This window comes from Glutamicibacter sp. HZAU, assembly GCF_004100365.1.
Lineage (GTDB): Bacteria > Actinomycetota > Actinomycetes > Actinomycetales > Micrococcaceae > Glutamicibacter > Glutamicibacter nicotianae.
On the sequence record NZ_SCKZ01000001.1, the window covers coordinates 41960 to 66910 of the forward strand.

Below are 24951 nucleotides of genomic sequence, written 5' to 3' on the forward strand. Positions count from 1 at the left end.
GGACAGTTTCAAAGGACATCTCCACATCATGGCCAACATTCTTGAAGCCCACGCCCCGGCTTCTCACCACCGCATGCCCAAACCCAGCGATCTCGACAAGCTGCGCCACAAGGCACGCACCGTCACCGATCAGCTCAGCGCCAACGTCGCGGTCGACGCGGCCTACAACGAGTCCGAACCGGCAAATCTCCCGGCCAAGGTCCTGCGCATGGACCGCAAGCTGAAGAACATGAGCGAAGTCCGCCATTTCTTCCGCACCAACACCACCCCGATCTTCTTCCTCGGCGCCACCCCGGTCAACCTGCTGGGTCTTGACCGCTGGGTCCGCAAGTTCAGCTACATCACCTACTACGACGGCTGGGATGGCCATCACCCGAGGGTCTTCACCCCCGCCGAGAAGCCCTATGTCGATTTCCAGAGCGCCGAAGAGATCAACAACTGGCTGCTGGAGAACTCCGAAGTCCGCGAATACATCGATTCCCAGTGCACCCCGGGCGGCCCACGCCCGAAGATCGCGATGGTCTTCTTCGACGAGGAAACCGAAGCGATCTGCGAGGAGCTGGGCTACGACCTGATCCTGCCTTCGGCGGCACTGCGCACAGAACTGGATTCCAAGATCGTCACCACCAAGCTGGGCAATGCGGCCGGCGCCCCATCGGTGCCCAACGTGCTGGGCACCGCCGATAGCTACGAGGAGCTCATGGAACTGGCCGAGGAAGCCGGCCTGGGCGATGACCTAGTGGTGCAAACCCCCTACGGCGATTCGGGCAAGACGACCTTCTTCATCGATTCCAAGGCGCAGTTCAAGCAGCACTCCAAGAACATCATCGGCGAGCAGCTGAAGATCATGAAGCGCATCAACAACCAGCCGGTGGCCGTCGAAGCGGTGCTGACCGAATGCGGCACCGTGGTCGGTCCGATCCTGACCGAACTGGCAGGATACAAGGAGCTGACCCCGTACAAGGGCGGCTGGTGCGGCAACGAGATGCACCCGGATGTAGTCACCGACTCCCAGCGCTCGCGTGCCATCGACCTGGTCCGCAAGGTCGGCAACGGCCTGAAGGACACCGGCTACCGGGGGTTCTTCGAGGTGGACGTGCTGGTGGACACCGACACCGACGAGGTGTACCTCGGCGAGCTGAACCCGCGCATCTCAGGAGCCAGCGCCATCACCAACGTCACCGCCGGCGCCTACGCCGATGTTCCACTGTTCCTCTTCCACCTGCTCGAATACCTCGACGTGGACTTCGAACTTGATGTCGACGAGATCAACGCCCGGTGGGAAGAGATGAGCGGGGCAGACGTGTGGAGCCACATGATCATCAAGGAAACCGATGACATCCTGCAGTACATCACCCACGCGCCGCGCACCGGAAACTACTACCTCGACTCGCGCGGCAAGCTGCAGTTTTCCCGTTCCGCCTTGGACTGGCACCAGCTGCAGACCCACAAGGAAGCATTCTTCCTGCGCATCTACGGCGTTGAGGATTACCGATGGAAGGGAGCCGATCTTGGGGTCCTGGTCACCAAGGCCAAGCTGCAGTACGAAGGCAAGAAGAAAACCAAGCTCAGCATCGATGCCAAGCACTTCATCTCCTGCATCCGATCCCAGTACAAGGGAATTGACGTTCCGCCAGCAGAGCATGGCAACTGAAGCGACTGATGCCGCCGGGCACATGGCGGCTAACCTCGCAGGTCCTCCCAGCAAGGCGCTGAACATCGCCACCTGGCAGTACCCGCAGAACATCAAGCGCTCTTTCCAGAACATCGCCCGGATCCATCCCACCGTGAAGGTTTCGCGCGGAGACGGCCCGATCGTCAGGTTGCACCTGGCCGAGGAGAAGCTGGGCAAGCTGGAAGTTGCCAAAGCGAGCATTACCGACCCTGCACTGACCGTGCGCGGGGTAATGCACGCGACGAATACCGATGCCGTGCTGGTCATGCACAATGGGCGGATCCTCTGGGAGAAGTACTACAACACCATGACCTCGTTGACCGATCATCTGCTGATGTCGGTCAGCAAAACCCTGGTCGGCTCCCTGGCCGGTGCGCTGGTGGATGCCGGAAAGCTCGATACCGAGCAGACGGTGACCACCTACGTGCCCGCCTTGGAGCGCAGCGGCTATGCCGGCGCCCGCGTGCGAGACCTGCTGGATATGCGTTCGGGGATCAGGTTTTCCGAGGAGTACCTGGATCCGCAGGCCGAGGTGCGCCAGCTGGAGGAAGCCATCGGCTGGGCGCCGCAGCGTGGCGGCATCGGCCCGATCGGGATGTACGAGTTCCTGCTGACCTTGGAGGCCAAGGGACCGCACGGCCCGGTGTTCGAATACCGTTCCTGCGAAACCGACGCCTTGGGCTGGGTGCTGGAAGCCGCCGGTGGCGCCCCGATGCAGGAATTGCTCTCGGACTATGTATGGTCCAAGCTCGGAGCCCAGCAAGACCTGGTGATGGGTGTTGACCAGTTCGGTACCGGCATGTTCGATGGCGGCTTCAACGCCTGCCTGCGCGATTTGGCGCGGTTCGGCCATCTCTACGTCAATGGCGGGCGGGCGCTGACCGGCAAGCAGGTGCTCTCCGAGGAATGGATTGCCGATACCTTCATCGATGATCCCGCGCTGGTCCAGGCTTTTGCCCAATCGCCGGGCGACAACATGATGCCCGGCGGGCACTACCGGAACCAGATCTGGTTCCCGAACCCTGCCACCGGGGCCGCAGTGGCCCTGGGCATCCATGGCCAGATGATCTACATGGATCCGGCGACGAAGCTGGTCGCGGTCAAGCTCTCCAGCTGGCCGTTGCCGCAGGATGCTTCCAAGCTGTTCCCGACCATTCGCGCGTTCGAGGCTATCTCGGCGCATCTGGCGGAACGGAAAATATAGCCTCCAGGCCACTGGCCAAGGCCCTGGTTTGCGCATCGTGCGCGAACCAGGGCCTAGGACGTTGTGCCGGCGGCCATCCTGCGCTCCAGCCCCTGCACAACTGATGCGCGAATCCGCCCGGCAAAAGCGGGCGGATTCGCGCTGTGTTCAGCTCAAGCCGCTCTGCACGCTCAGGACTGCTGCGCCGCGACCTGTTCCAGGGCTTCGCAGGTGAACACCTGGTAGCCCAAGTCCTGGTGGTACCCGTGGATCTCACGGGTATCGAGCCGGTCCATGTAGTCCAAGATGCCCAAGGTGATCTCCTGCCCCGGAACCAGCACCGGGAAACCCGGCGGGTACGGGGTGACGAACACGGCCGAGACCACGCGGTCCCCCGCCAGCAGCTGGGTACGGATCTGCGCCGAGGACAGGAAATGCGTCGCCGGATCCTGGTAAGTCAGGTAGTAGGCCGAGCGCATGTCGCCGCTGCCACCGCCTCCGGAGAATTCAGGAGCGAAGGCGCTGAAGTCCGGCAGTGGAATCTCTTCGGTCGCAGACTTCTTCCCCAGCGCCAGCACGCGGCCATCCAGCCGGCGCTTGCGATCCAGTTCCTCGGCGATCTTCACCAGCACCTCGATCAGGTGCGCCACGGCGGAACGCGTGGTGCCGATATTGGTCATCAGCAGCACCGAGGTGCGGCTGGTCTTGTTGACCTGGATCGAGTGCCCATCCATCAGGTACTCGTGCTTGAAGGTGTCCCCGTCCACGCCGGTGCGGCTGATGTCCAGGGTCAAGCGCGAGGGGTCCACCACGAACTCGTCTGCCGCCCAGGCTTCGTCCCAAGCCGCCAGGCCGTCGCGCACCGGGTTCTGCGTCGCGGACTGACGGTACTTCTGCGGAATCAGATCCGTCGAGTGCAGGATCTTGAAATACTTGCCCAGCAGCTCGTTGCGCGCCAAGGCCCGCGAAATCGACTGCGCCAAATCGACCTGTCGCTGCACCAGCGCATAGCCTTCCAGCTCTGCCTGCCGGCGGCCGATATCCAGCGAGGCGAGGATCTGGTAGTTCGGCGAGGTGGAGGTGTGGGTCATGTAGGCCTCGCGGAAGGCGTTGAGGTTGCGCACCGCGAAATCCTGGTCATAGATGTGGATCATCGAGCCCTGGCGCAAGGAGGTCAGGGTCTTGTGCGTGGACTGGGTGGAATACACGCGCAGGCGGACCTGCTCCGGATCCGGAATCAACCGGGTGTCCAGCCAGGCCTGGTCATTCTCCGGGTGCGCAATGCTCCCCGGTTCCGGCAGCGAAGCCTGCAGCGCGGCGTAGCGCTCGCGGTATTCGGCGCTGTCCAGTTCTGCTTCCAGCACCCCAGCCACGGTCATCGCGGTGCGCCGTCGGTACACCGGGTGGAACCCGGCGAAGGCGAACCAGGCCTCGTCCCAGAGGAATACCAAATCGGGTTTGATCGCCAGGCATTCTTCCATCACCCGGCGCGGGTCATAGATGATCCCGTCGAAGGTGCAGTTGGTCAGCGTCAGCATCTTGACCTTGTGCAGCAGGCCCTCGCGGCGCAACTGCAGCAGCCGTCCCTTGATCTCTTCCAGCGGCACCGCCCCGTACATGGAGTGCTCGTTGAGCGGGTAGGCCTCCAGGTAGCTCACGTTCGCTCCGGCCAGTACCAGGGAATAGTGGTGCGACTTGTGGCAGTTGCGGTCCACCAGCACGATGTCCCCCGGCGCAAGGATCGACTGGTGCACGATCTTGTTGGCCGTCGAGGTGCCGTTGGTGACGAAGTAGGTTCGGTGGCTGCCGAAAGCGCGGGCCGCCAGCTCGTGGGCCTTCTTGATGGAGCTCTGCGGATCCAAGAGGGAATCGAGCCCACCGGAGGTGGCCGAGGTTTCGGCCAGCAGCAGGTTCTTGCCGTAGAAGTCCACCAGGTCCCGGGCCCATGGGGAGTTCTGCACCGATCCGGCACGGGAAATCGGCATGGCATGGAAGACTCCACCGGGCCGTTTGGCGTACTTTTGCAGGGCATTGAAGAACGGGGTCTGGTACCGTTCGAGCACTTCCGAGACAATCGACAGGTGCAGGTCCATCCGGTCGTTGCGCGAGAATATCCTGCGGAAGCGCCCGGTGATTTCGTGGGCGATGGATTCCAACGCAACTCCCGCGATCAGGTACACCGGAACTTCGGGCCGCAATTGGTCAAGGATGTTTTCCAAATCCAGCAGGCCGCGGATCTGCTTGGTGGATTGGAAGTAGCCCTCCATCCGCCGGGCAATGAAATTCTTGAGCGTCGAGGAGAGCCGGCGGCGCGTGCAGACATCAAAGCGGGCAGTCAGCACGACCGCCTGGATGCCGGGATTGATCAGGATCGCGGCCAAGGCGTCTTCCACGCTGGGCACCACCACGAAGTTGTAGTGGAAAGGATCGGTGTGCTGGCGCTGTTCGGCGATTTCGTCCTTGAAGCGCTCAATTTCTTCCGCAGGCCCATTGTCCACCAGCAGGATTTCCACCATCGGGACCTGCGCCTTGCCGTGGCCCGGAGCGACATTGCCCAGCTGGGCCGGATCCGCTTCCGCCCCTTCGTGGCCGTCCATGTCCACGTATTGGGTCTGGTTCCTGAAGGTCTGGTTCGCTTGGTAGACCAGCTTCATGGCATCTTCATACTGCCCGCCGGACATGAGCCGGGAAACCTCGTTGAAGTATTCGATGCCGGGATTCGCCCAGTACGGTTCGATGGCTGCCAGCAGCCCCATCAACCGGCCGGCTTCCAGCTCATGTTCTGTGCGGCGTTCTTCCTCCTGGTATTCAGAAGAAATTTCGCTGAGTACATAACCCAAGTGCTCCCACGCATCCTTGCGCTTGCGCCACGCGCTTTCGGGCGTCGCCGTTCCTTGGTTCGTCCCGTAGGTCAACCTCTTGCTCACGGTTGCCGGTCTTCCTTTCGCCCCTGCAGAGTTAACTGGTTGTTAACCGCGCGAGCACAGCTGCCGCGCTCGGTATCGTGAGACTATGCCACTTCCGGAACCGTTCCGAACCATTGCGGCGATATTACGCATTATTTTCGTCATTCGATGAAGTGTTCACCCAGCGTTTACCGCAGGTGGAATGAACCGGAACCAAGAGCCAGAAACCGGTGAATTATCGCTGAATTCTTTTGCCTTGCCGACCGCTCAGGATTCCGCGGGCTGCCCGCCGCGCTTGCGCGCCCCAAGCACCATCGAGGTGCGCAGCTGGACCATTTCACCCCAGTTGGTCTTGGCGATGAATTCATAGAGATCCCGCTGGGTCGGCACGGTGACATCGACCAGCAGCTGGGCATCACCGGCCACCGCTGCAACGTATCTGACCTGCGGCAATCCAGCGAGCAGGGTTCCCAGCGCATCCACATCGGCCGGGGAGACCTGGACCCAGAGCAGCGCTTCGACCTTGAACCCCATCAGTGCCGGGTCAACCAGCGCGCGGATGCTGATGTGCTCGCCGCGCAGTAGCCAGTCAAGCCGGCGGGAAACCGAGGTTTCGCTCATGCGCACCTGCCGGGAAATGGTCTCGATGCTGGCCCGTCCGTCCTTGCGCAGCACGTCGACGATGAGGTGATCGCTTTCGCCTAGCTCCCCGATAGGGTTCCATGCAGTTAATTCGCCTCCGACGCTGGGAGACAACGCCGTTTCCTGACCCTGGCTCAGTTCCCCGCCGCGCCAGGCGCGAATGGTCTTGAAGTATTTCAGGATCGGGTAGATCTGGATATTGCTCAGGCCCGGTGTCGCTGGCAGCTGCAGCGTGAGGATGTCCTGCAGCCCGCCGTCATAGTGCAGTTCGCTCACGACGTCGCTCTCACCGGTGACCATATAGGTGAAGCTGGTGTCGGTTCGCGCGGAGAGCGCCTGGCTGGCAACCGGGATCGTTCCCGGCGCGCAGCTCAGCGAAGCGATGACAGCGCCGGCGCGATGGAAAATGGCCGCGATCTTCACCTTGCCCTGCTCAAGCATCGCTGATCCGTAGCGGGCTACGGTGCGTTCCGGTTCGCCAATCACCCTGGCGATCTTGCGCCACGTTGCCCTGCCATCCACCTGCAACGCGACAATAATTCGGCGTTCCAGGTCGCTGAGCTCGGTCAAATCCTTCATCATTCCTACTTTCAGGCCACAACCGCCATCTATCGCCAGTGCTACTGCGAATTATCCGGAAAGACTCCCGAATGTTTCGTCGAAATCCCCGTAATTTACGAGGCCAAGAGTGCCAATTTGGAGGAATTGGCCAGATTTATGGCCAATCAGCCCACATCTTGCCAGAAGCATTCTAATCCCGGATCGTTGAACCCGAAAGAGATCCACCTCACATTGATTTTCAGACCCTAGGAGCGCAAATGAATCCGCAACTCGTCATGGCGGCAGGTGATCCTGGTTCAACCGATATCTGGGCTGTCGCCAACTCCCCCGTTCTCTGGATCTGCGCGCTGGGCGTCTTCGCGGTCATCTTCGTCCAGTGCATCCTGTACTCGCGTGCAGCGAAGAAGGCCGCCCCGCACGTGGACATGCCAATCAATGAGGTCAAGGAATCCTTCCGCGCTGGTGCGGTAGCCTCCATCGGGCCTTCGCTGGCCGTGGTCCTCGTGGCTATTGCCCTGCTGGCCCTGTTCGGCACTCCGGCCGTGCTGGTGCGCATCGGCCTGATCGGCTCTGCCGCGGCCGAAACTGCTTCGGCCAGCATCGCCGCGGGCACCATGGGCGCCCAGCTGGGCGGCGACAGCTACACGCAGCAGGTCTTCGGCGTCGCCTTCATGGCGATGAGCCTGTCCGGCGCAATGTGGATGATCTGCACGCTGATCATGACACCGCTGCTGAAGAAGGGCGGCTCCACGCTGGCCAAGCGCAATCCGGCAGTGATGGCGCTGATCCCCACCGCCGCCCTGCTCGGCGCCTTCTCCGCCCTGACCATCGCCGAGCTGCCCAAGTCCAATGTGCACCTGATCCTGGTCGGCATCTCCGCTGCGGCCATGGGCTTGTGCCTCTACCTGGCCAAGGTGCTGGAGCTCAAGTGGCTGAAGGAATGGGCCCTGGGCATCTCGATCGTCATCTCCATCGTCGCCGCCTACTTCCTGCACACCGCCTAAGGACCGATCATGACTACGACATCCCAATTGTCCAGCGCCGACGCATCGATGGCGCGCTTCGAGAAGCAGACTTCCCGCTACGGGTCCATCACGATGCTCATCGGCTTGGCCCTGTCCCTGATCGGCCCGATCTACGTCGCCTTCTTCAGCGGGCTGGAGATCACCAGCACAATGATCTGGGTGGCCTTCCTGACCGTAGCCGGCACCTTCGGGGTACTCTGGTTCGTCGAGCCGCTGACCTATTTCCCCATCCTGGGTTCGGCCGCCATGTACCAGGCCTTCATGATCGGCAACATCTCGAACAAGCTGCTGCCCGCGGCCATCGTGGCGCAATCGACCATTGGCGCCAGGCCCGGAACCAAGCGCGGCGACCTGGCCGCGGTGATGGCCATCTGCGGTGCCGCCACCGTCCACCTGACCAGCTTGCTGCTGTTCGTCGGCCTGCTGGGCACCTGGCTGGTGTCCTTGATCCCCGCCGATGTCATTGATGTTGCCCGCCTGTACATCCTGCCGTCGCTGATGGGCGCGGTCCTCGTGCAATGCATCGTGGCCATGAAGTCCCTGCGCCCGACGGTCATCGCGATCGTGCTGGCCCTGGTGATGAACTTCGTCGTTGTCCCGATGGCTCCGGCCATCGGCATGTTCGCCACCGCCATCGTGGTCATCGCCTCCATCGTCTTCTCCTGGGTCCTGCGCGACCGCAAGAAAATCTACACCGCAGAAAGCTAGAGGATCATCGCATGCTGAACACCTACGGCCTCACCGACGCCGAAACCCAGGCCTTGCACGAGGACTACCTGCACCTGCACCGCAACCCAGAGCTGTCCATGCAGGAGCACAACACCGCTGCGTTCATCGAATCCAAGCTCAGCGAACTGGGCATCGAGCACTTCCGTTGCGGCGGCACCGGCGTGGTGGGCATCCTGCGCAACGGCGAGGGCCCGGTGGTGGCCTTCCGCGCCGACAGCGACGGCCTGCCGATTGCCGAGGACACCAAGGCGGAGTACGCCTCCACCGCCAAGGGCTTTTTGGCAGATGGCACCGAGGTCCCGGTGATGCACGGCTGCGGCCACGACACCCATGTGGCCAGCGCTCTGGGCGCGGCCCGGGTGCTGGTGCGCAACACCGATGTGTGGGCCGGCACCGTGGTGTTCATCTTCCAGCCCGGCGAGGAAACCAGCGCGGGAGCCGCCGCAATGCTCGCCGACGGCCTGTGGGATCGGGCACCGCGGCCAACCGTGGTCCTGGGCCAGCACGTATTCCCCTTTGCCACCGGCACCATCCATATCACCCCGGAATCGGCGATGGCCATGGCCAACTCGCTGGAGGTCACCCTCTACGGCAAGCAGGCCCACGGTTCCCAGCCGCAGGATTCCATCGACCCGATTGTGCTCGGAGCCAATATCATCACCCGGCTCCAGACCATCACCTCGCGCGAGCTGCATCCGCTGGATTCGGCCGTGGTCACCTGCGGCTCCTTCCACGCGGGCCTGAAGGAAAATATCATCCCCGACACCGCGGTATTCACGCTGAACATCCGCACGCTCACCGAGCCGGTGCGCGAAAAGGTCCTGGAAGCAGTCACCCGCATCATCAACGCCGAAGCGGACGCCTCAGGGGCACCTCGGCCCAAGATCGAGCAGCTCTACACCTTCCCGCGGCTGTACAACGACCCGGAGCACACCGGCAATGTCGTCGGCTCGCTGCGCGAGGAGTTCGGTGAAGAACAGGTCGGTCTGGTGCCGCCGCTGATGGGATCCGAGGACTTCGGTTCGCTGGGCGATGCCATCGGCGTGCCGTATGTGTTCTGGATGTTCGGCGGCGCCGACCCGCAGGACCCGGCACCGGCTGGCAACCACTCCCCGTTCTTCCTGCCTGAGTACCGTGGAGCGTTGGATTCCGGCGTGCGCGCAGCCTTGGCCGGAATTCGCCATTATCTCGGCGCCTAACTAGCCAACAAGAGCGCGTAGGGCCTGGGTGAAGGAAAATTTCCTTCACCCAGGCCCTGAGCTGTTTCAGCTCCCCCGGCGTGTCAGAGCTGGGCGCGCCCGTCGAGGTAGGCGCCGAGCACCTGCAGCACGCCGTGCTCAAGGTTGGACGGCGCAGTGAAATTCGCGGCTTCTGCCACCACGGGGTGGGCATTAGCCATCGCAAAAGAGTAGGTGGCGGCCTTGATCATTTCCAGGTCGTTGGGGTAGTCGCCGAAAACTGCTGTTTCATCGGCGCTGATTCCCAGCTTCTCCTGCAGCGCATTCAGGGCCAAGCCCTTGTGCACGCCGTGGTTCATGGCATCGACCCAGTGGCTGCCGGAGATCACCACCTGCAGCGGAACTTCCAGCGCCGTCGCCATCTCCTTCACTGCACCGGTGCCGACGTTGATTGCCATCTTGATGATCTCGTCCTCGACCAAAGCCAGGTCGTCCACCACCTGCACTGCACGGTAATACGGTGCAATCGCGGCGGCGAACGCTTCATCGGCGCGCTCCACATAGGCGGTGCGGCGTCCGCACAGCACCAATCCGGCATCGAGCGCAGATTGCGCGCGGACGGCCTGGATGACCGCGTCAACCGAGGACTTATCGATGATGTTGGAGTAGATCTCGTTCTCGCCATGCATCACGACGGTGCCGTTCTCGGCAATGATCGCGATCTCGCCCAAGGGGGCGAACTGCTCGCGCAGGGTGGCGAACTGGCGCCCGGAAGCCGGCACGAACTTGATGCCGCGTTCCTGGAGCCGGTCGATGAGCGCCCAGGATGCCTCCGGGATTTGGCCCTCGCCGTCCAGGAAGGTGCCGTCCATGTCAACGGCGACGAGCTTGATCTGGGCGTTCGGGTCAATCGTATGCATAGGTTCCTAGTTGCCGGGATTCAGCGCGCGATGCGCGGCGCCCAATACCCCGGCGGCGTTGTTGAAGCGGGCGGGCACGATCTTGGCACGCAGTTCCAGCTGCGGCAGGAATTTCTCGTGGTCTTCGGAGATCGCTCCGCCGATAATGATCAGATCCGGGCTGCAGAGGAATTCCACGTGGGACAGGTAGCGCTGCAGGCGGGCGATGTACTGTTCCCAGCTGAGGTTTTCCTCGTGCATGACTCGCGCGGCGGCCTTGCTCTCGGCATTGAAGCCGTCGATTTCGAGGTGGCCGAATTCGACGTTAGGGAAGAGCACTCCGTCGCGGAAGAAAGCCGAGCCAATGCCGGTGCCCAGGGTCAGCAGCAAGGTGCTGCCCTTGACAGGCTTGCCATTCTCGGCTCCCGCACCCGCGTAGACCTCGGCGACGCCGGCGGCATCCGCGTCATTGAGCACAAAGACGTCGCGGCCCAGGAGCGCACTGAACGAGGCGGTGACATCCAAGCCGATCCAGGCCTTGTCGATATTGGCCGCCGAGTGCACGACGCCGTCGATGACGATGCCGGGCACGGTGACACCCGCGGGGATCCCGGCCAGCTCATCGCCGGTGAGCTCCTGCAGGTCGGCAATGATTCCTGTCATCACCTGGGCGACGGCCTCCGGATGCGCGCCTTCTGGGGTGGCGGCCTTGCTGAAGGTGCTCTCAACGAGCTTGCCGTCGGTTCCAACCAATCCGTACTTGATGGACGAGCCGCCCAGATCAAGGCCGATGGCAGCGAACTGCGACGTGGATGCCGATGCGTCAGATGGTGCCATCAGTGGTCTCCCCGGTGATGCAAATAGAATTTTAAGGACTCTTAACAATATATAGCTTGGATCACTTTGGTCAACGTGCCCGGTAGTTTTCCCACAAGTTGCCCAAGGCGAGCTCCCGGGCACCAGCCAGTGCCCCGCGTGCCGCGGCTTCGGTTCCCAATGCGGAAAGCTGCACATGGACCGGCTTGGGCAGCAACCCATTCAGCTCGCTCTCCAATGCCGCGCACAATTCAGGGGTCAGGCCCGGACCGATGGCCACCACCCGCTGCGGATCGACGAAGCCAATCAAGTTCGCCAGGACCTGGCCGAACGGCGCAAGGAATGCCGGCCAGTTCCGTTCGTCGGCCAGCTTCTCCCAGAGCACGCGGGTCTGGAACATCCCCGCGTCGGCGAGCGCTTCGCGCAGGTTTGTCCCGCCCACCAGCTGGGTCTCCAGCTCGCCAGCGGTGCCGTGCTTGCCGCGGTGCAGCGCACCGTCGATGACCAGTCCTGCGCCCAGGCCAGATCCGATATAGATCATCATCAAGGAGTCTGCCTGCTCCCCCGCTTCGGCCAGGGCCATCCAGTTCACGTCGTTATCCAGCAGCACCGGAACACCGTCAGCAAATTGGCCTGCAAGGTCAGCTCCGGAGGAAGGGAAAATCGGGGTAGCCAGCACGCGCAGCTCGCCATCGCGCTCCACCGGGGCCGATTGGCTCACGGCCGCGGCCAGCAGCGGGGAGCCGAGCTCGGCGGCCACGCGCGAAATCTCCCTGGCACCCATTTGCGCTACTTCCGCTGCAGTGGTTTGCGCGGTGAGCGGGTGGAGGCGGTCCACCAGGGTTTGCCCGGCCAGGTCGGTGGCGCGGACCTGCAGGAATTCAGCCTGCAGGCACAGGGCCAGCAGGTGGCCGAAGCTGCTGTCCAGCGCATAGTGCTCCGGTACGCGTCCGCGCTTGGGCTCGTTTTCCCGCTCGATGGCCAACGCCAACCCGTTCTCCTGCAGGCGCGAAATCGCCTGCGATGCGGTGGGCTTGGAGATGCCCAGATCCGCGGCGATCCGGGTCCGTGTCGCCGGGGCCTTGCAGAGGTAGTCGAAGACCCGGATGTCGGTCAGGGTTGCCAGGGCACGGGGCCCCGCAGTGGAATCAGTCACCCACCAATCCTACTGGGCTTCCGCCCCGATTCCGGGCAGCAGAACTTGGCGTACCGAGCGCCCGTCAGCCAGATCGTCGAGGGCTTCGTTGATCTGCGCCAGCGGCCTGGTCTCCACCAGCTTCTCTACCGGGAGCCTGCCTGCGCGCCAAAGCTGCTCGTAGTAGCCGATATCCTGCTTTGGCAGCGCAGAGCCCATATAGCTGCCGATAATCGTGCGGGCGCCGGCGGTCAGGGTCAATGGCTCGATGCTGCTCATCGCGCCAGGGGCCGGCAGCCCCACGGTCACCAGGGTTCCGCCCACGCCTGTGGCCTGTAATGCGGTTTCGAAGGCCCGCGGATGACCGGCGGCCTCAACCACGATCTGCGCACTGCGCAGCCCCAGCTCCTGCGGCGTGCAGGCTTCATCGGCACCCAAGGCCAGCGCGGTCGCCAGCTTCTGATCATTGGCATCAATGGCCAAGATCCTGCCGGTAGTCCGCTGGCCGGCGGCCACCAGCAAGGCGGCCATGCCCACTCCGCCCAGTCCAATGATGGCCACATCCTCGGCACCGGTTGCCTTGGCGGCATTGCGCAGTGCACCTCCTCCGGTGAGCACCGCGCACCCCAGCACCGCGGCCACCTCGGCCGGCACATCCGCGCCCACCGGAACCAGGCTGCGCGCATCCATCACCGCATAATCGGCAAAGGCCGAGACGCCCAGGTGGTGGTGGACCGGCTTGCCATCGAGCATCAGCCGGCGAGCGCCAGTCAGCAGGGTTCCAGCGGTGTTGGACGCGGTGCCGGCGCTGCACGGCAGCTTGCCTCCGGTGGCGCAGGCTGCGCAGTTCTCGCAGCGTGGCAGGAAGACCGAGATCACCTGCTGGCCGATGTCCAGCTGAACCCCTTCGCCAACCTGCTCGATGATGCCTGCTGATTCGTGCCCCAGCACCATCGGGAGAGGACGCGGCCTGTTCCCGTCGATCACCGACAAGTCCGAATGGCAGAGTCCGGCCGCGGTGATGCGCACCAGCACTTCCCCGGGGCCGGGCTCGCCAAGGTGCATCTGGCGGATCGCCAGCGGCCGATGCTTGGCATAGGGCCGCTGGTTCTCCGGATGCTCCAGCACCGCGGCATGGATCTGGCGCATGATCAGCCCGCAGCTGCCGTGCTGGCCTCGGCCGTTTCCGGGTTCCAACCGCGCACGGCACCGTCTGGCAGCAGGTTCTTCACGATCAGCGAGCAGTCCTTGTCCCCCAGCCCCTGCTTGATCAGTTCGTCGAAGTGCTCGCGGGCCAAGCTGGCTGCCGGCAGCCGCACCCCGGTGCTCTCGCCAGCGTCCAAGGCCAGCCCGATATCCTTGCGGGCCAGGTCGGTGCGGAAGGTCGCTTCGAAGTTGTTGTTTGCCGCAGCGGTATCGATGATGCCGGGCACCGGGTACCAAGTCTGCTGCGCCCAGGACCGGCCCGAGGAGACCGAGGCGATCTGCCAGAAGACCTCGGGATCCAGGCCCAATGCCTCGGCCAGCTGGGAACCCTCGGCGCTGGCCATCAGGTCGATGAACAGCATCATGTTGTTGCAGATCTTGGCGGCAATGCCCATGGAAGGCCCGCCTGCGACGATGGTCTTGCCGCTCATCGGGGCGATGAATCCGCTGGCCCGGTCCATCAGTTCCGGCTCACCGCCAAGCATGAAGGCCAGGGTCCCCGCCGCTGCGCCGGAGATGCCGCCGGATACCGGGGCGTCAACGAAGTGCAGTCCACGCTCCGCGGAGCCTGCGTGGATGTAGCGGGAAGTTTCAATGTCCACCGTGGAGGAATCCAGCAGGAGCATGTCCTTGGTGGCGTTGGCCCAGATGCCTGCCTCGCCCTCGTAGACCGAGCGCACGTGCGCGCCCTTGGGCAGCATGGTGAATACCGCATCGGCATGCTCCATGGCTTCGGCCACCGAGCCGGCGATCTGCACCCCGCCGCCAGCCGCGGCGGCGCAGGCATCCGCGTCCAGGTCGTAGCCGCGCACCTGGTGCCCGACGGCCACCAGATTCGCTGTCATCGGTCCGCCCATGTTGCCCAGGCCAATCCATGCGTACGTGCTCATCTGCACACCCCTCGTCGTTGCGTACCGTCCTTTCAGGCCAGCGTAGGATGCCGGTCGCGCCGGACTCAATGCACCCCGGCACGGCAATTGCGCAAGCCCGGTGTGCGCTAGCGCACACCGTCCATGGCAGACTGTGGACTATGGACCGTCAGATCGATTACCGCCATCTCGAATCACTTATTGCCCTGCTGACCGTTGCACGCCTGGGCCGCTACACCGCCGCCGCGAACGTCCTCGGGGTAAACCACTCGACGATTTCCCGCCGCATCGACGCACTGCAAAAGGCGATGGGCGGCCACCTGCTCACGCGCACCCCCAACGGCTGGGAACTGACCGATCTGGGACGCCGGGCGATGGCCAGCGCGGAAACCATCGAGCAGGCAGTGGAGGCCATCGGCGCCGAGAAGGACTCCGGAGCGCTGGCAGGCCATGTGCGCGTCGCTGCCCCCGATGCATTCAGCGCGCACCTCGCTGCCCCGGCACTGGCCAAGCTCCAGGTAAAGCATCCGCAACTGGTCTTCGAGATCGTCTCCGAAACCACCCGTGCACGGCAGACGCGTACCGGCATGGATCTGGAGATTGTCATCGGCGAACCCCATGTCCGCAAGGCCGCCTCGATGAAACTCATGGATTACGAGTTGCGGCTCTACGCCACTGCCGAATACCTGGAAAGCCATGGCACGCCAAGATCCATCGAGGATCTGGCAGGGCATAGCTTGAACTACTACATCGATACCGCTCTGACGGTGGACAAGCTCGATGACGCCACCAGCGCCCTGCCACCGATGCGCCGCTCCATTTCTTCCACGAGCATCGCGGTGCAATACGCGGCCACCATGAACCATGCCGGCATCGGGCTGCTGCCAACATTCCTCTCCCGACACTATCCCAACATGATTCCGGTGCTCCACGAGGAGTTCACCTTCCACTCCGAATATTGGCTGGTGGGACGCGACGAGGCTTTGCGCAGCCGTGCGGTCCAGGAAACGGTTCGCGCGCTGAATGATGCGGCCGTCGCCGGCGACTGGTTCATTCCGCCGTTCCCCATGCCGAGCGCCTCCGGAAGCTAAGGTGTTCGGACTGGTTCCCAATCCATGATGACTTGGCACATCTGTGCCGTTGATTGCGCGCTGTCCAGTCGGAGCACCGGACGGGACTCGTTCTGCAACCATGCCTCGTGGTGCGCGCGGCTGCGTCCGGTGAAGTCCGGGTCATCGTAGCCAGCCGCCCACAACATAAATCGCTCCACAGCCTTTGGATCCAGGGCTTGCCCGGACTGCCGAAGCTGCTCGCGTTCGGCAAGCCGTCGCAGGCGCACGCTGGGATCCAGCGTCAAGAACACGAAGGCTTCGCATTCGGCCAGCACATCATTCCCCCACCCCTGCATGGATCCTGAAAGCACCCATGCGCTGCGTGGCACGAAGATCTCATGCATGAGCTTGGAGCGTTCAGCTGGCGCTCGCTGCTGGGAGTAGGGCGGGTCGGTGGGGATCCAGAAATAGTCGTCGCTATCGGCATGCGGGACCGACCAGGCATTCGCCACGGCTCGGGCAAGTGTCGTCGTACCACTGCCGCTGGCACCGAAGATATTCAGCCTGCACTGCTTCATCTGGAGCTCCCCTGCCTGGCTGCTTTCTCATTGTTCTCCCGATGGCTCCGATGCCACCAGCAGCATGTGGCTACCAGAACTGCAGATCGAACCAATCCCGGCAAACAATCTCTCTGCCCGTTGGATGCGGGTACGCCAAAGGCCAGTCCCTGCAACGGAACTGGCCTCCGGCTTGATGTTCGCTCCTCCGACTTACTTCTGCATCTTCATTTCGGCGCTCGAAGCGGCCCCGCTGTTGACCGCCAAGCGGTCAGCCTCGTCGATCTCGCCGAGATCCAGCCCCTTGGTTTCCTTCATGAGGTACACCGCCACCATGGTGACTGCTGCGGCGAAGACAATGTACCCGGCGACCGGTACCCAGGATCCGTAGACCTTCAGCAGGAAGGTTGCGATGATCGGTGCCATCGAACCGGCAACAATCGAGGTGACTTGGTAGCCCAGCGAGACACCCGAGTAGCGCATGCGGGTCGGGAACATTTCCGCCATGATGGCAGGCTGCCCGGCATACATCAGGCCATGCACGAACAACCCCAGCATGATCGTGGCCAGGATGACCGCATCGTTTCCAGTGTTGAACAGCGGGAAGGCTGCCACGCCCCACACTGCCATGAGCACCACGCCGGTGGCATAGACCGGTCGACGTCCGCGGCTGTCGGTGAAGCGTCCAACAATTGGCACCAGGATGGCGTGGAAGACGTGTGCCACAAGCATCAGGCCCAGAATTGTGGAGGTGTCCATCTTCAGCTGGGTGGCCATGTAGGTGATGGAGAAGGTGACCACCATGTAGTACATGATGTTCTCGCCGAAGCGCAGCCCCATGGCGGTGAACACCCCGCGCGGGTAGCGCTTGAATACTTCGCCCACGCCATAGCCGGCGGCCGCGTTCTGTTCCAGCTCCGCCTTGGCTTCCTTGAAAATCGGGGCATCGGAAACACGGGTGCGGATGTAATAGCCCACTACCACGATGACCACCGAAAGCCAGAAGCCGATGCGCCAACCCCATACCAGGAAGGCAGCCTCGCTGAGCGTTGCCGAGAGCACCAGCAGCACCACCGTGGCCAGCAGGTTGCCCACCGGCACTGCCGCCTGCGGCCAGGATGACCAGAAGCCGCGTTCCTTGTTCGGCGCATGCTCGGCCACCAGCAGCACCGCGCCGCCCCATTCCCCGCCAACGGCGAAGCCCTGGGCGAAGCGCAGCACGATCAGCAGGATCGGTGCGGCGTAGCCGATGGAATCGAAGGTGGGCAGGCAGCCCATCAGGAAGGTGGTTGCGCCGACCAGCACGATCGCCACCTGCAGCAGGTGCTTGCGTCCGAACTTGTCGCCGAAGTGGCCGAAGACGATGCCGCCGATCGGGCGGGCAATGAAGCCGACCGCGTAGGTCAGGAAGGCCTTGATGATGTTGTCCAGGTCGTTGCCGGTATCCGGGAAGAAGATCTTGTTGAAGACCAAGGTGGCCGCTGTCGCGTAGAGGAAGAATTCATACCATTCGACGACGGTGCCAGCCATGGAGGCTGCTACGACCCGGCGCAATCCCTTGCGCTCGGCCTTCGATGACGTTTCGCTTGCCACTGTGCGTTCCTTCCGCCTTCGCCAGTACCCCCTGCGGGACCAGCTTCATCAGCGAGTATGGCCTAGGTCACATGGCGAAAGATAGGCGGAAAGAGGCATAGTTGGAGGCAGTTTCTGCACATTCAGCGTGCATTTTTGCACATGGCATGGCCACTCGCGGAAGGGTTGACGATGACAGCTTGGGAAAACGCAGCGCACCAAGTGGCGTTGCGCGGCGTGCGCATGGACGTGCACACCCGTTGCGCCCACTACCGCTCGCTGATCGATGTGATTGCGTTGAAGCACCACTGCTGCGGCATCTACTATCCCTGCCACCTATGCCATGGCGAACTGGCCGGCCACGAAGCAATGCCGTGGCCGGCGGACAAATTCGATGAGCCTGCGGTGCTCTGCGGGGTCTGCAGCACGCGGCTGAGCCCCGCCCAGTATCTGGAAGCCGATTCCTGCCCCAACTGCCAGGCGCTATTCAATCCCGGCTGCAAGGCGCATCGGCACCTGTACTTCGAGGTGGAATCAGGAGCCTAGTCCCACGGCAGGTCGTTCTCCTCTGCAGGCTGTTGCGGAACCACCAGCACCGGCCGATGCTGCTTGTGGGCCAGCGCCACGGCAATCGAGCCGTCGAGCAGCTGGGCCATCTTGCTGCGGATCCCCGGACGGCGGGTGCCGATGACGATCATCTGCGCATCCAGCTGCTCCGCCACCGCCGCCAGCACCTTGGCCGGTTCACCGGGCACCGTATAGCTCTCGAACTCCACGCCGGTCACCACCGAAGCGATTTCCCAGGCGAGCTCCTCGGAGACCGGATCTGCGGAGGCCAGCAAGTCGCCTTCGGACAGCTTGTCGGTAATCAGGCGTCCGTAATCTGCATGGATGCACACCAATCGTGCATCCAGCCCGCGAGCCAGCGAGGCGGCCGCCGCCAATACCGCCGGCGACATGCCTTTTTCCACGCCCACGACCATGGTGCTCATCAGCTATTCCTGCTTTCCTAGTCGGTCCATTCCTTGCTGAAAATTTTAGAGGTCGCCAAGCTCAATGCCCGTATCCGCCAGGCGTTCGGCTGGAATCTCGCGGCCCACCAGTTCGCGCAGCTGATCGTTGACATCCCAGATGTTCACGTTGGCTGCCGCCGTGATCCGTTGGTCGTCCTGCCAGAACAGCAAAAATTCCCCGCTCTCCACAGAGCCGCGGACTACCGAAGTGTCATCCGGCGAATTGTGCCCCACGTATTCCATCCCCAGATCGAACTGGTCGGTGAAGAAATACGGGAGCCAGTCGTAGGATTCTTCCTCGCCCATCAGCGTCGCGGCCGCGAGCTTACCCTGGCGGATGGCATTGTCCCAGTGCTCCACGCGCAGCTGCCGGCGCAGCCTGGTATTGAAAGCCTGGGCGATATCCCCCACCGCGAGAATCTTGGAGTTGCTGGTGCGCAGCGACGCATCAACGATGACTCCCGAATCCACGTCCAGCCCGGCAGTCTCGGCCAGTTGCAGGTTGGGGCGGGCGCCGATGGCCAGCAGTACCACGTCGGCACGCGAAGACCCGGCATCCGAAAGCACTTGCAGGTGCCCGTCGACCTGCTCGATACCCTGGGCGCGCGCGGTGCGCACATCCACGCCATGGCGTTGGTGCAGTTCCAGCAGGTAGTGCCCGAAGCGTTCGCCGAAGACCTTGGCCAGCGGCACCTCGGAGGGAGAATAAACGGTGACGCGCGCACCGCGCTGGCGTGCGGTGGCAGCGACTTCCATGCCGATCCAGCCCGAACCGATGACCGCTACCTGCGCGCCCTCGGTCAGTTCTGCGCGCAGCGACTGGGCATCTTCCAGCGTGCGCAGCACATGCACCCCGGGCAGGTCATAACCGGGCATTGGCGAGTCCCCGCCCACGCTGGCCCGTGAACCGGTGGCCAGCACCAGTTGCCCGTAATCCACGGCGGTGCCATCGGCCAGCATCACCTGCTGCTTGCCGGTCTCCACGCTGATTCCGGCGGTTCCCAGCCGGAGGGTGACCTCCTGCGCTGCGTACCACTGCGCGTCATGCACGGTGAAGTCTTCTGGCTCGTCATTGCCCTGCAAGAAGCCCTTGGACAGGGGCGGACGCTCATAGGGCAGGTGCGATTCCTCGCCAATCAGGGTGATCGGGCCGGCATGTCCCCGCTCGCGTAGTGCTGCCACCGTACTGGCGGCGGCAAGCCCGGCACCAACGATGACTATCGACTCCTGGTCCATGGAACAACCCCTCTGCTTCCCGCCGCGGTGACGGCCCGCGGCCAGTGGATAGTGCTTGTCACCTTGATCCTCACACCCCGATGCCCTGCTTGGCAAGGCATCGGGGGCCAGGCCACGGACCTAGTCGTCACTTGGCTTCACGTGCCGGGATTTTGCTTCTGATTCCACGCGCTTGCCGAAGATCCCGCGCGTGCGCGAGACCCGGTAGTCGATACGGTCATCGACGTAGCGGCGCAGTTCGGGCTGCTCGTCCAAGGCGCCCCACAGCTCATCGGAGACGTGCTCGGTGACCCGCGCCAGCCGGCGCTTCTGCTCGATGACTTCCAAGGCCCGGCTTTCATGGCGCAACCCCTTGATCGTGGCCACCGACATCATGATCATGATGATACTGAATGGCAAGGCCGTGGCCAGCGAACCGGCCTGCAGCGTCTGCAGCCCGCCGGCCACCAGCAAGGCAGCGGCCAGCACGCCTTCGAGCACCGCCCACAGCACCCTGGACCAGGTCGGCGGGTTCGGGTGCCCGCCGGAGGCGAGCATGTCGACCACCAGCGAGCCGGAGTCCGAAGAGGTGATGAAGAAAATCGCGACCAGCAAGATCGCCACCACCGACAGGATCGAACCCAGCGGCAAGGCTTCAAGCACCTGGAACAGCGACCCCTCCGCGGAGACCGCGCCATCCTCGACCATATCCCCGGCGCCGAAGAACTGGCGGTACAGCCCCGAGCCGCCCATGACCGAGAACCAGAGGAAACCGACCATGGTCGGCACCAGCAGCACGCCGGTGACGAACTGGCGCACGGTACGCCCGCGCGAAATGCGGGCGATGAAGATGCCCACGAACGGCGCCCAGGCGATCCACCAGCCCCAGTAGAAGACCGTCCAGCTGGAGAACCAGGTGGCCGATTCCTCACCCTGCTGGAAGGCACCCACGTCGAAGGTCATGTTCATGAAGTTGGCCAGGTACACGCCCAGGGACTGCACGAAATTCTGGAACAGGAACAGCGTCGGGCCCAGCAGCAGCACGCTGATCATCAGCAGGCCTGCCATGGACAGGTTGATGTTCGACAGCCACTTGATCCCGGCGCCCAGGCCGCTGACCACGCTCATGGTGGCTAGGAACGTGATGACCACGATCAGGATGACCAGCAGCGTGTTATCCACCGAACCGACCAGTCCGATCGCCTTCATGCCCGAGCTGATCTGCTGCACGCCCAGGCCCAGCGAGGTGGCCACGCCGAACACCGTGCCGAAGATGGCCAGTACATCAATCACATCTCCCAGCCAGCCCTTGACCCGATCTCCCAGGATCGGTTCTAGCGCCCAACGGATGGACACCGGGCGCCCGCGGCGGTGGATCGCGTAGGCCAAAGCCAAGCCGATCACCGCGTAGATGGCCCACGGGTGCAGGCCCCAGTGGATGAAGGTCTGCGCCATGGCCAGTCCGGCCAGCTCCGATTCGCTGCCTTCCCAACCCGGCTTCGGATCCACGGTGGCGTACATCAGAGGTTCGCCGACCCCGTAGAAGACCAGACCAATGCCCATGCCGGCGGCGAAGAGCATCGCGAACCAGCTGAACAAGCCGAATTCGGGTTTCTCTCCGTCATTGCCCAGGGTGATCCGCCCGAGCTTGGAGAAGCCGATGGCGATCACCAGCGCCACAAAGCCGCCGATGATCAGCATGTAGTACCAGCCCAGGTTGGCTACGATCCAGTTCTGCACGGCGTTGAAAGTCGTGTCCGCCGCACTGGGCGCGAGGATCGCGAAGACCGCCACAGCCAGGATCACCAGCAGCGCCGGCCAGAAGACCGCAGGGGCGATCCCGCCCTTGCCTAGGCGCACGCCCTGCCGGCGCAGCTTCGCGGTGATCTGCTCGTCGGTGTCGTCCTCGGCAATGTGCATGTGCACCGGGATCGGCGCGGTATGCGGGGATGCTTCCAGCACAGCATTTGCGTGCTGCCCATTATCTGCTTCGGGAGGTTCAACTTCGTCAATGTTCTTCGTCATGGTCCAGGCTCCTTCACTCAGAGAAATGCCCTAGGACTTCCACCCTTGTTCTTTCGCCGCGAAGATTCAAGTGGCCAGCGAAGAATAGTGACTTCTTTCTGCCCGTCGGGCATCGCCGGGCCGTGCGCCGCGGTTGCTGTGCGCTGCATAGGTGCTTGTTGCCAAGCATGGCAGTTTGTCCATGCCGCCGGGTACAGTGCGAGGTACCTCGTAGGCCTTGGCATGAAAGCCTCTCGGAACCAGTAAGGAGCCCCGTCATGTACAGCAACCAGATCCGTCAAGCGACCGTCGCCGAAATTCCCAACCGCTACGTCTTGGTCTTCGACCGGCAGGAATCCGGAGCCCCGGGCATCGCAGCAGCCCAGCGCGAATCAGAACTTCCGCAGCTGCTGGCTGAACAGGGCTATTCCAGTACCGAGTACTTCCCGATGCTGGGCATCGCTGTGGTCACCAGCTCGGCTGACCAGCTTGAGGACTTCCGCCAGCGCTGCGCAGGGCACAAGCTGCCAGCCTCGGTGGTACCCGAGCTGGTCTACCGGATCCTGCCCGACGCCCCGGCCGCTACGGACTCCTATGCGGACACCGGCCAACTCACCTGGGGCCTGCAGGCCGTAGGCGCTTCGCTTTCGGGCTACACCGGCAAGGGCATCAACGTGGCCGTCTTGGATACCGGTTTTGACAGTGCGCATCCGGACTTCGCAGGCCGCACGGTGACCGCCAAGTCCTTTGTCGCAGGCGAGGACGCCACTGACGGCCATGGACATGGCACCCACTGCATCGGCAGCGCCTGCGGTCCGCGCGAACCGCAGCAGGGTCCGGGCTACGGGGTCGCTTCGGAGGCGAACATCTTTGCCGGAAAGGTGCTGGGCACCGATGGTTCAGGCTCCGACTCCACGATCCTGGCCGGGATCAACTGGGCGCTGGAAAACAAGTGCGAGATCATCTCGATGTCACTGGGCGCCGACGTGAAAACCGTTCACCCGCCCTATGTCACCGCGGGACGACGCGCCCTGGAACTGGGCTCGCTGATCGTGGCCGCCGCCGGCAACAACGCGCAGCGCTCCGCCGGGAATCCGGGATTCGTCGGCGCGCCAGCCAACAGCCCCTACATCATGGCGGTGGCTGCAGTGGATTCGGCCCTGGCCATTGCCGATTTCTCGGCGCAGGCGCTGGATATCGAGGGCGGGAACGTGGATATCGCCGGCCCCGGCATGGACATCTATTCCGCGTGGCCGGGCGAACAGCGCTACAACACCATCAGCGGCACCTCGATGGCCACCCCGCATGTGGCCGGCGTGGCAGCGCTGCTGGCCGAATCCACCGGGCTGCGTGCCCAGGAGCTGTGGGACAAGCTGCTGTCCACCTCCCGCGATATCCCGCTGCCGGCCGAGGATGCCGGTGCCGGGCTGGCCCAGGCCCCCGCCGGAGCGGAAGGCCAATAGGATGTGCGGCGACACAGTGCATATCTATGTGATCACCGTGGCGGCCACGGTGGCCCCCGAGTCCATCGTTGATGAGCTGCAGGACCACGGGCTGCGGGTTAAACAGGTGCTCGCTGCCCTGGGCCAGATTATCGGCGAGGGCAGCGAGCAGGTGGCCGCAGCGCTGCGCCAGCTCGACGCGGTCGAATCGGTGGATGCCGAGCAGCACTACCGGGCGATCGGCGAGGAGGGCTAGCTAGCTAGCGCAGGATCACCGTGCGGTTCCCGTAGAGGAAGACCCGGCCCTCGCAGTGCCAGCGCACCGCGTTGGACAGCGCCTTGCACTCGGTGTCGCGGCCGGCGGCCACCAGATCCTGCGGGCCAAAGGTATGATCCACCTCGACGACCTGCTGAGCGATGATCGGGCCCTCATCCAGCTCGGAGTTCACGTAGTGGGCGGTGGCGCCCACGGTCTTCACGCCGCGCTCCCAGGCTTGGTGGTATGGCTTGGCGCCCTTGAAGGAAGGCAGGAAGGAGTGGTGGATGTTGATCGTCTTGCCGGTCAACTCGCGCGAGAGCTCGTCGGAGAGCACCTGCATGTAGCGGGCCAGGACCACCAGCTCCGCTTCGTGCTTGGCGATCAGCGAGAGCAGCTCCGCCTCGGCCTGCGGCTTGGTCTCCTTGGAGATCGGCACATGGTAGTACGGGATGCCGTGCCACTCGACCAGCGACCGGCTGTCCGGGTGGTTGGAGACCACCGCGACGATCTCGATCGGCAATTCGCCGGTGCGGGCACGGAAGAGCAGGTCATTGAGGCAGTGGTCGAACTTCGAGACCATGATCAGCACCTTGGTCTTCTCGCCGCGTTCGCGCAGCTGCCAGTCCATCTCGAACTGCTGCGCCACCTCGGCGAATTCTGCACGCATCTGCTCCAGCAGGTCGGCCTGCCCCTCGCCGGCGAAGTCCACGCGCAGGTAGAGCCGGCCGGCGGCCATGTCGTCGAATTGCTTAAGCTCGACGATGGTGCGTTCGTGCTTCAGCAGGAATCCGGTGACCGCGTTGACGATTCCCATTCCCTCGGGGCATTGCAGGGTCAGCACGTGGCGGATTTGCTCGCTCATGATTGCTTCAGGTCCTTTCGGCTAGCGGGTTAGACAGCACTGTGCCAGAGCCGGTGTCCGAACGCCACGAACTGGCCGGATTGTTGCTTTGCATGCTTGTGCTTTGGTCTTTGCGGGTATAGGCCAGTCCGGCCCCGCCCCGGCGTCGGGA

Annotated in this window: 22 protein-coding genes; 9 read left to right on the forward strand and 13 right to left on the reverse strand. The window is 63.5% G+C overall.

Annotation, left to right across the window (positions count from 1 at the left end; translation table 11 throughout):
• Positions 1-28 precede the first annotated feature (28 nt).
• Complete coding sequence (locus EKH49_RS00185) at positions 29-1654, forward strand: biotin carboxylase (RefSeq protein ID WP_128469133.1); 1626 nt, start codon at positions 29-31, stop codon at positions 1652-1654.
• Positions 1644-2879: a serine hydrolase domain-containing protein gene (locus EKH49_RS00190; RefSeq protein ID WP_128469134.1), complete on the forward strand. Its 1236-nt coding sequence runs from the start codon at positions 1644-1646 to the stop codon at positions 2877-2879. Before EKH49_RS00185 ends, EKH49_RS00190 begins: the two co-directional genes overlap by 11 nt.
• A 170-nt stretch (positions 2880-3049) precedes the next feature.
• Here the strand turns inward: EKH49_RS00190 and EKH49_RS00195 are convergent, their stop codons facing one another.
• Together EKH49_RS00195 and EKH49_RS00200 are read right to left on the reverse strand one after the other, a co-directional pair.
• Positions 3050-5785, reverse strand: coding sequence for an aminotransferase class I/II-fold pyridoxal phosphate-dependent enzyme (locus EKH49_RS00195; RefSeq protein ID WP_128469135.1), 2736 nt, complete (start codon positions 5783-5785; stop codon positions 3050-3052).
• Between the two features lie 246 nt (positions 5786-6031).
• Positions 6032-6985, reverse strand: a complete 954-nt coding sequence (locus EKH49_RS00200) for an Lrp/AsnC family transcriptional regulator (RefSeq protein ID WP_128469136.1) — start codon at positions 6983-6985, stop codon at positions 6032-6034.
• 239 nt (positions 6986-7224) lie between these two features.
• Between EKH49_RS00200 and EKH49_RS00205 the strand changes: the two genes are divergently transcribed.
• The 3 genes from EKH49_RS00205 to EKH49_RS00215 are packed head-to-tail and all read left to right on the forward strand — an operon-like array spanning position 7225 to position 9920.
• On the forward strand, positions 7225-7971 hold the full coding sequence (locus tag EKH49_RS00205) for a DUF5058 family protein (protein ID WP_128469137.1): 747 nt from the start codon (positions 7225-7227) through the stop codon (positions 7969-7971).
• A 9-nt stretch (positions 7972-7980) separates the two neighbouring features.
• Entirely contained in the window at positions 7981-8700 is a 720-nt protein-coding gene (locus tag EKH49_RS00210; protein WP_128469138.1) for a hypothetical protein, read from the forward strand.
• An 11-nt stretch (positions 8701-8711) separates the two neighbouring features.
• A complete protein-coding gene (locus EKH49_RS00215) occupies positions 8712-9920 on the forward strand; it encodes an amidohydrolase (protein WP_128469139.1) in 1209 nt (402 codons plus the stop codon).
• An 83-nt stretch (positions 9921-10003) separates the two neighbouring features.
• On the opposite strand, the gene EKH49_RS00220 is transcribed toward EKH49_RS00215, so the two are convergent.
• The 5 genes from EKH49_RS00220 to mmsB all read right to left on the reverse strand — a co-directional run bounded on the left by EKH49_RS00220 (position 10004) and on the right by mmsB (position 14845).
• On the reverse strand, positions 10004-10819 hold the full coding sequence (locus EKH49_RS00220) for a Cof-type HAD-IIB family hydrolase (protein WP_128469140.1): 816 nt from the start codon (positions 10817-10819) through the stop codon (positions 10004-10006).
• Positions 10820-10825: 6 nt separating this feature from the next.
• Positions 10826-11635 (reverse strand): polyphosphate--glucose phosphotransferase, encoded by an 810-nt coding sequence (ppgK, locus tag EKH49_RS00225; RefSeq protein WP_038991604.1) that lies wholly within the window; start codon positions 11633-11635, stop codon positions 10826-10828.
• Positions 11636-11705: 70 nt separating this feature from the next.
• Positions 11706-12770: an ROK family transcriptional regulator gene (locus tag EKH49_RS00230; RefSeq protein ID WP_128469141.1), complete on the reverse strand. Its 1065-nt coding sequence runs from the start codon at positions 12768-12770 to the stop codon at positions 11706-11708.
• A 9-nt stretch (positions 12771-12779) separates the two neighbouring features.
• A complete protein-coding gene (locus EKH49_RS00235; RefSeq protein ID WP_128469142.1) occupies positions 12780-13898 on the reverse strand; it encodes an alcohol dehydrogenase catalytic domain-containing protein in 1119 nt (372 codons plus the stop codon).
• A 2-nt stretch (positions 13899-13900) separates the two neighbouring features.
• Entirely contained in the window at positions 13901-14845 is a 945-nt protein-coding gene (gene mmsB, locus EKH49_RS00240) for a 3-hydroxyisobutyrate dehydrogenase (protein ID WP_128469143.1), read from the reverse strand.
• 140 nt (positions 14846-14985) lie between these two features.
• On the opposite strand from mmsB, the gene EKH49_RS00245 reads away from it, so the two are divergent.
• Complete coding sequence (locus EKH49_RS00245; RefSeq protein ID WP_161567400.1) at positions 14986-15915, forward strand: LysR family transcriptional regulator; 930 nt, start codon at positions 14986-14988, stop codon at positions 15913-15915.
• On the opposite strand, the gene EKH49_RS00250 is transcribed toward EKH49_RS00245, so the two are convergent.
• Both EKH49_RS00250 and EKH49_RS00255 read right to left on the reverse strand, forming a co-directional pair.
• Positions 15912-16454 (reverse strand): AAA family ATPase, encoded by a 543-nt coding sequence (locus tag EKH49_RS00250; RefSeq protein WP_128469145.1) that lies wholly within the window; start codon positions 16452-16454, stop codon positions 15912-15914. The two genes, EKH49_RS00245 and EKH49_RS00250, sit on opposite strands and share 4 nt — an antisense overlap.
• Before the next feature lie 192 nt (positions 16455-16646).
• Complete coding sequence (locus EKH49_RS00255) at positions 16647-18026, reverse strand: MFS transporter (RefSeq protein ID WP_128469146.1); 1380 nt, start codon at positions 18024-18026, stop codon at positions 16647-16649.
• A 171-nt stretch (positions 18027-18197) separates the two neighbouring features.
• Here EKH49_RS00255 and EKH49_RS00260 point away from each other — a divergent pair, with 171 nt between their 5' ends.
• Positions 18198-18551 carry a CHY zinc finger protein gene (locus EKH49_RS00260; RefSeq protein ID WP_201739542.1) on the forward strand — a complete coding sequence of 118 codons (354 nt, stop codon included), beginning with the start codon at positions 18198-18200 and terminating at the stop codon, positions 18549-18551.
• Here EKH49_RS00260 and EKH49_RS00265 read toward each other — a convergent pair.
• The 3 genes from EKH49_RS00265 to EKH49_RS00275 form a co-directional block, all read right to left on the reverse strand.
• A complete protein-coding gene (locus EKH49_RS00265; protein ID WP_073707883.1) occupies positions 18548-18997 on the reverse strand; it encodes a universal stress protein in 450 nt (149 codons plus the stop codon). The genes EKH49_RS00260 and EKH49_RS00265 overlap by 4 nt on opposite strands.
• 45 nt (positions 18998-19042) lie before the next feature.
• On the reverse strand, positions 19043-20254 hold the full coding sequence (locus EKH49_RS00270; protein ID WP_128469147.1) for an NAD(P)/FAD-dependent oxidoreductase: 1212 nt from the start codon (positions 20252-20254) through the stop codon (positions 19043-19045).
• 120 nt (positions 20255-20374) lie between these two features.
• Positions 20375-22258 carry a BCCT family transporter gene (locus tag EKH49_RS00275; RefSeq protein WP_128469148.1) on the reverse strand — a complete coding sequence of 628 codons (1884 nt, stop codon included), beginning with the start codon at positions 22256-22258 and terminating at the stop codon, positions 20375-20377.
• Positions 22259-22515: 257 nt separating this feature from the next.
• Between EKH49_RS00275 and EKH49_RS00280 the strand changes: the two genes are divergently transcribed.
• Both EKH49_RS00280 and EKH49_RS00285 read left to right on the forward strand, forming a co-directional pair.
• Positions 22516-23700 (forward strand): S8 family serine peptidase, encoded by a 1185-nt coding sequence (locus EKH49_RS00280; RefSeq protein WP_128469149.1) that lies wholly within the window; start codon positions 22516-22518, stop codon positions 23698-23700.
• A gap of 1 nt (position 23701) precedes the next feature.
• A complete protein-coding gene (locus EKH49_RS00285) occupies positions 23702-23935 on the forward strand; it encodes a hypothetical protein (protein ID WP_128469150.1) in 234 nt (77 codons plus the stop codon).
• A gap of 4 nt (positions 23936-23939) precedes the next feature.
• Here the strand turns inward: EKH49_RS00285 and purU are convergent, their stop codons facing one another.
• Complete coding sequence (gene purU / locus EKH49_RS00290) at positions 23940-24800, reverse strand: formyltetrahydrofolate deformylase (protein WP_038991590.1); 861 nt, start codon at positions 24798-24800, stop codon at positions 23940-23942.
• Between the last annotated feature and the right edge of the window lie 151 nt (positions 24801-24951).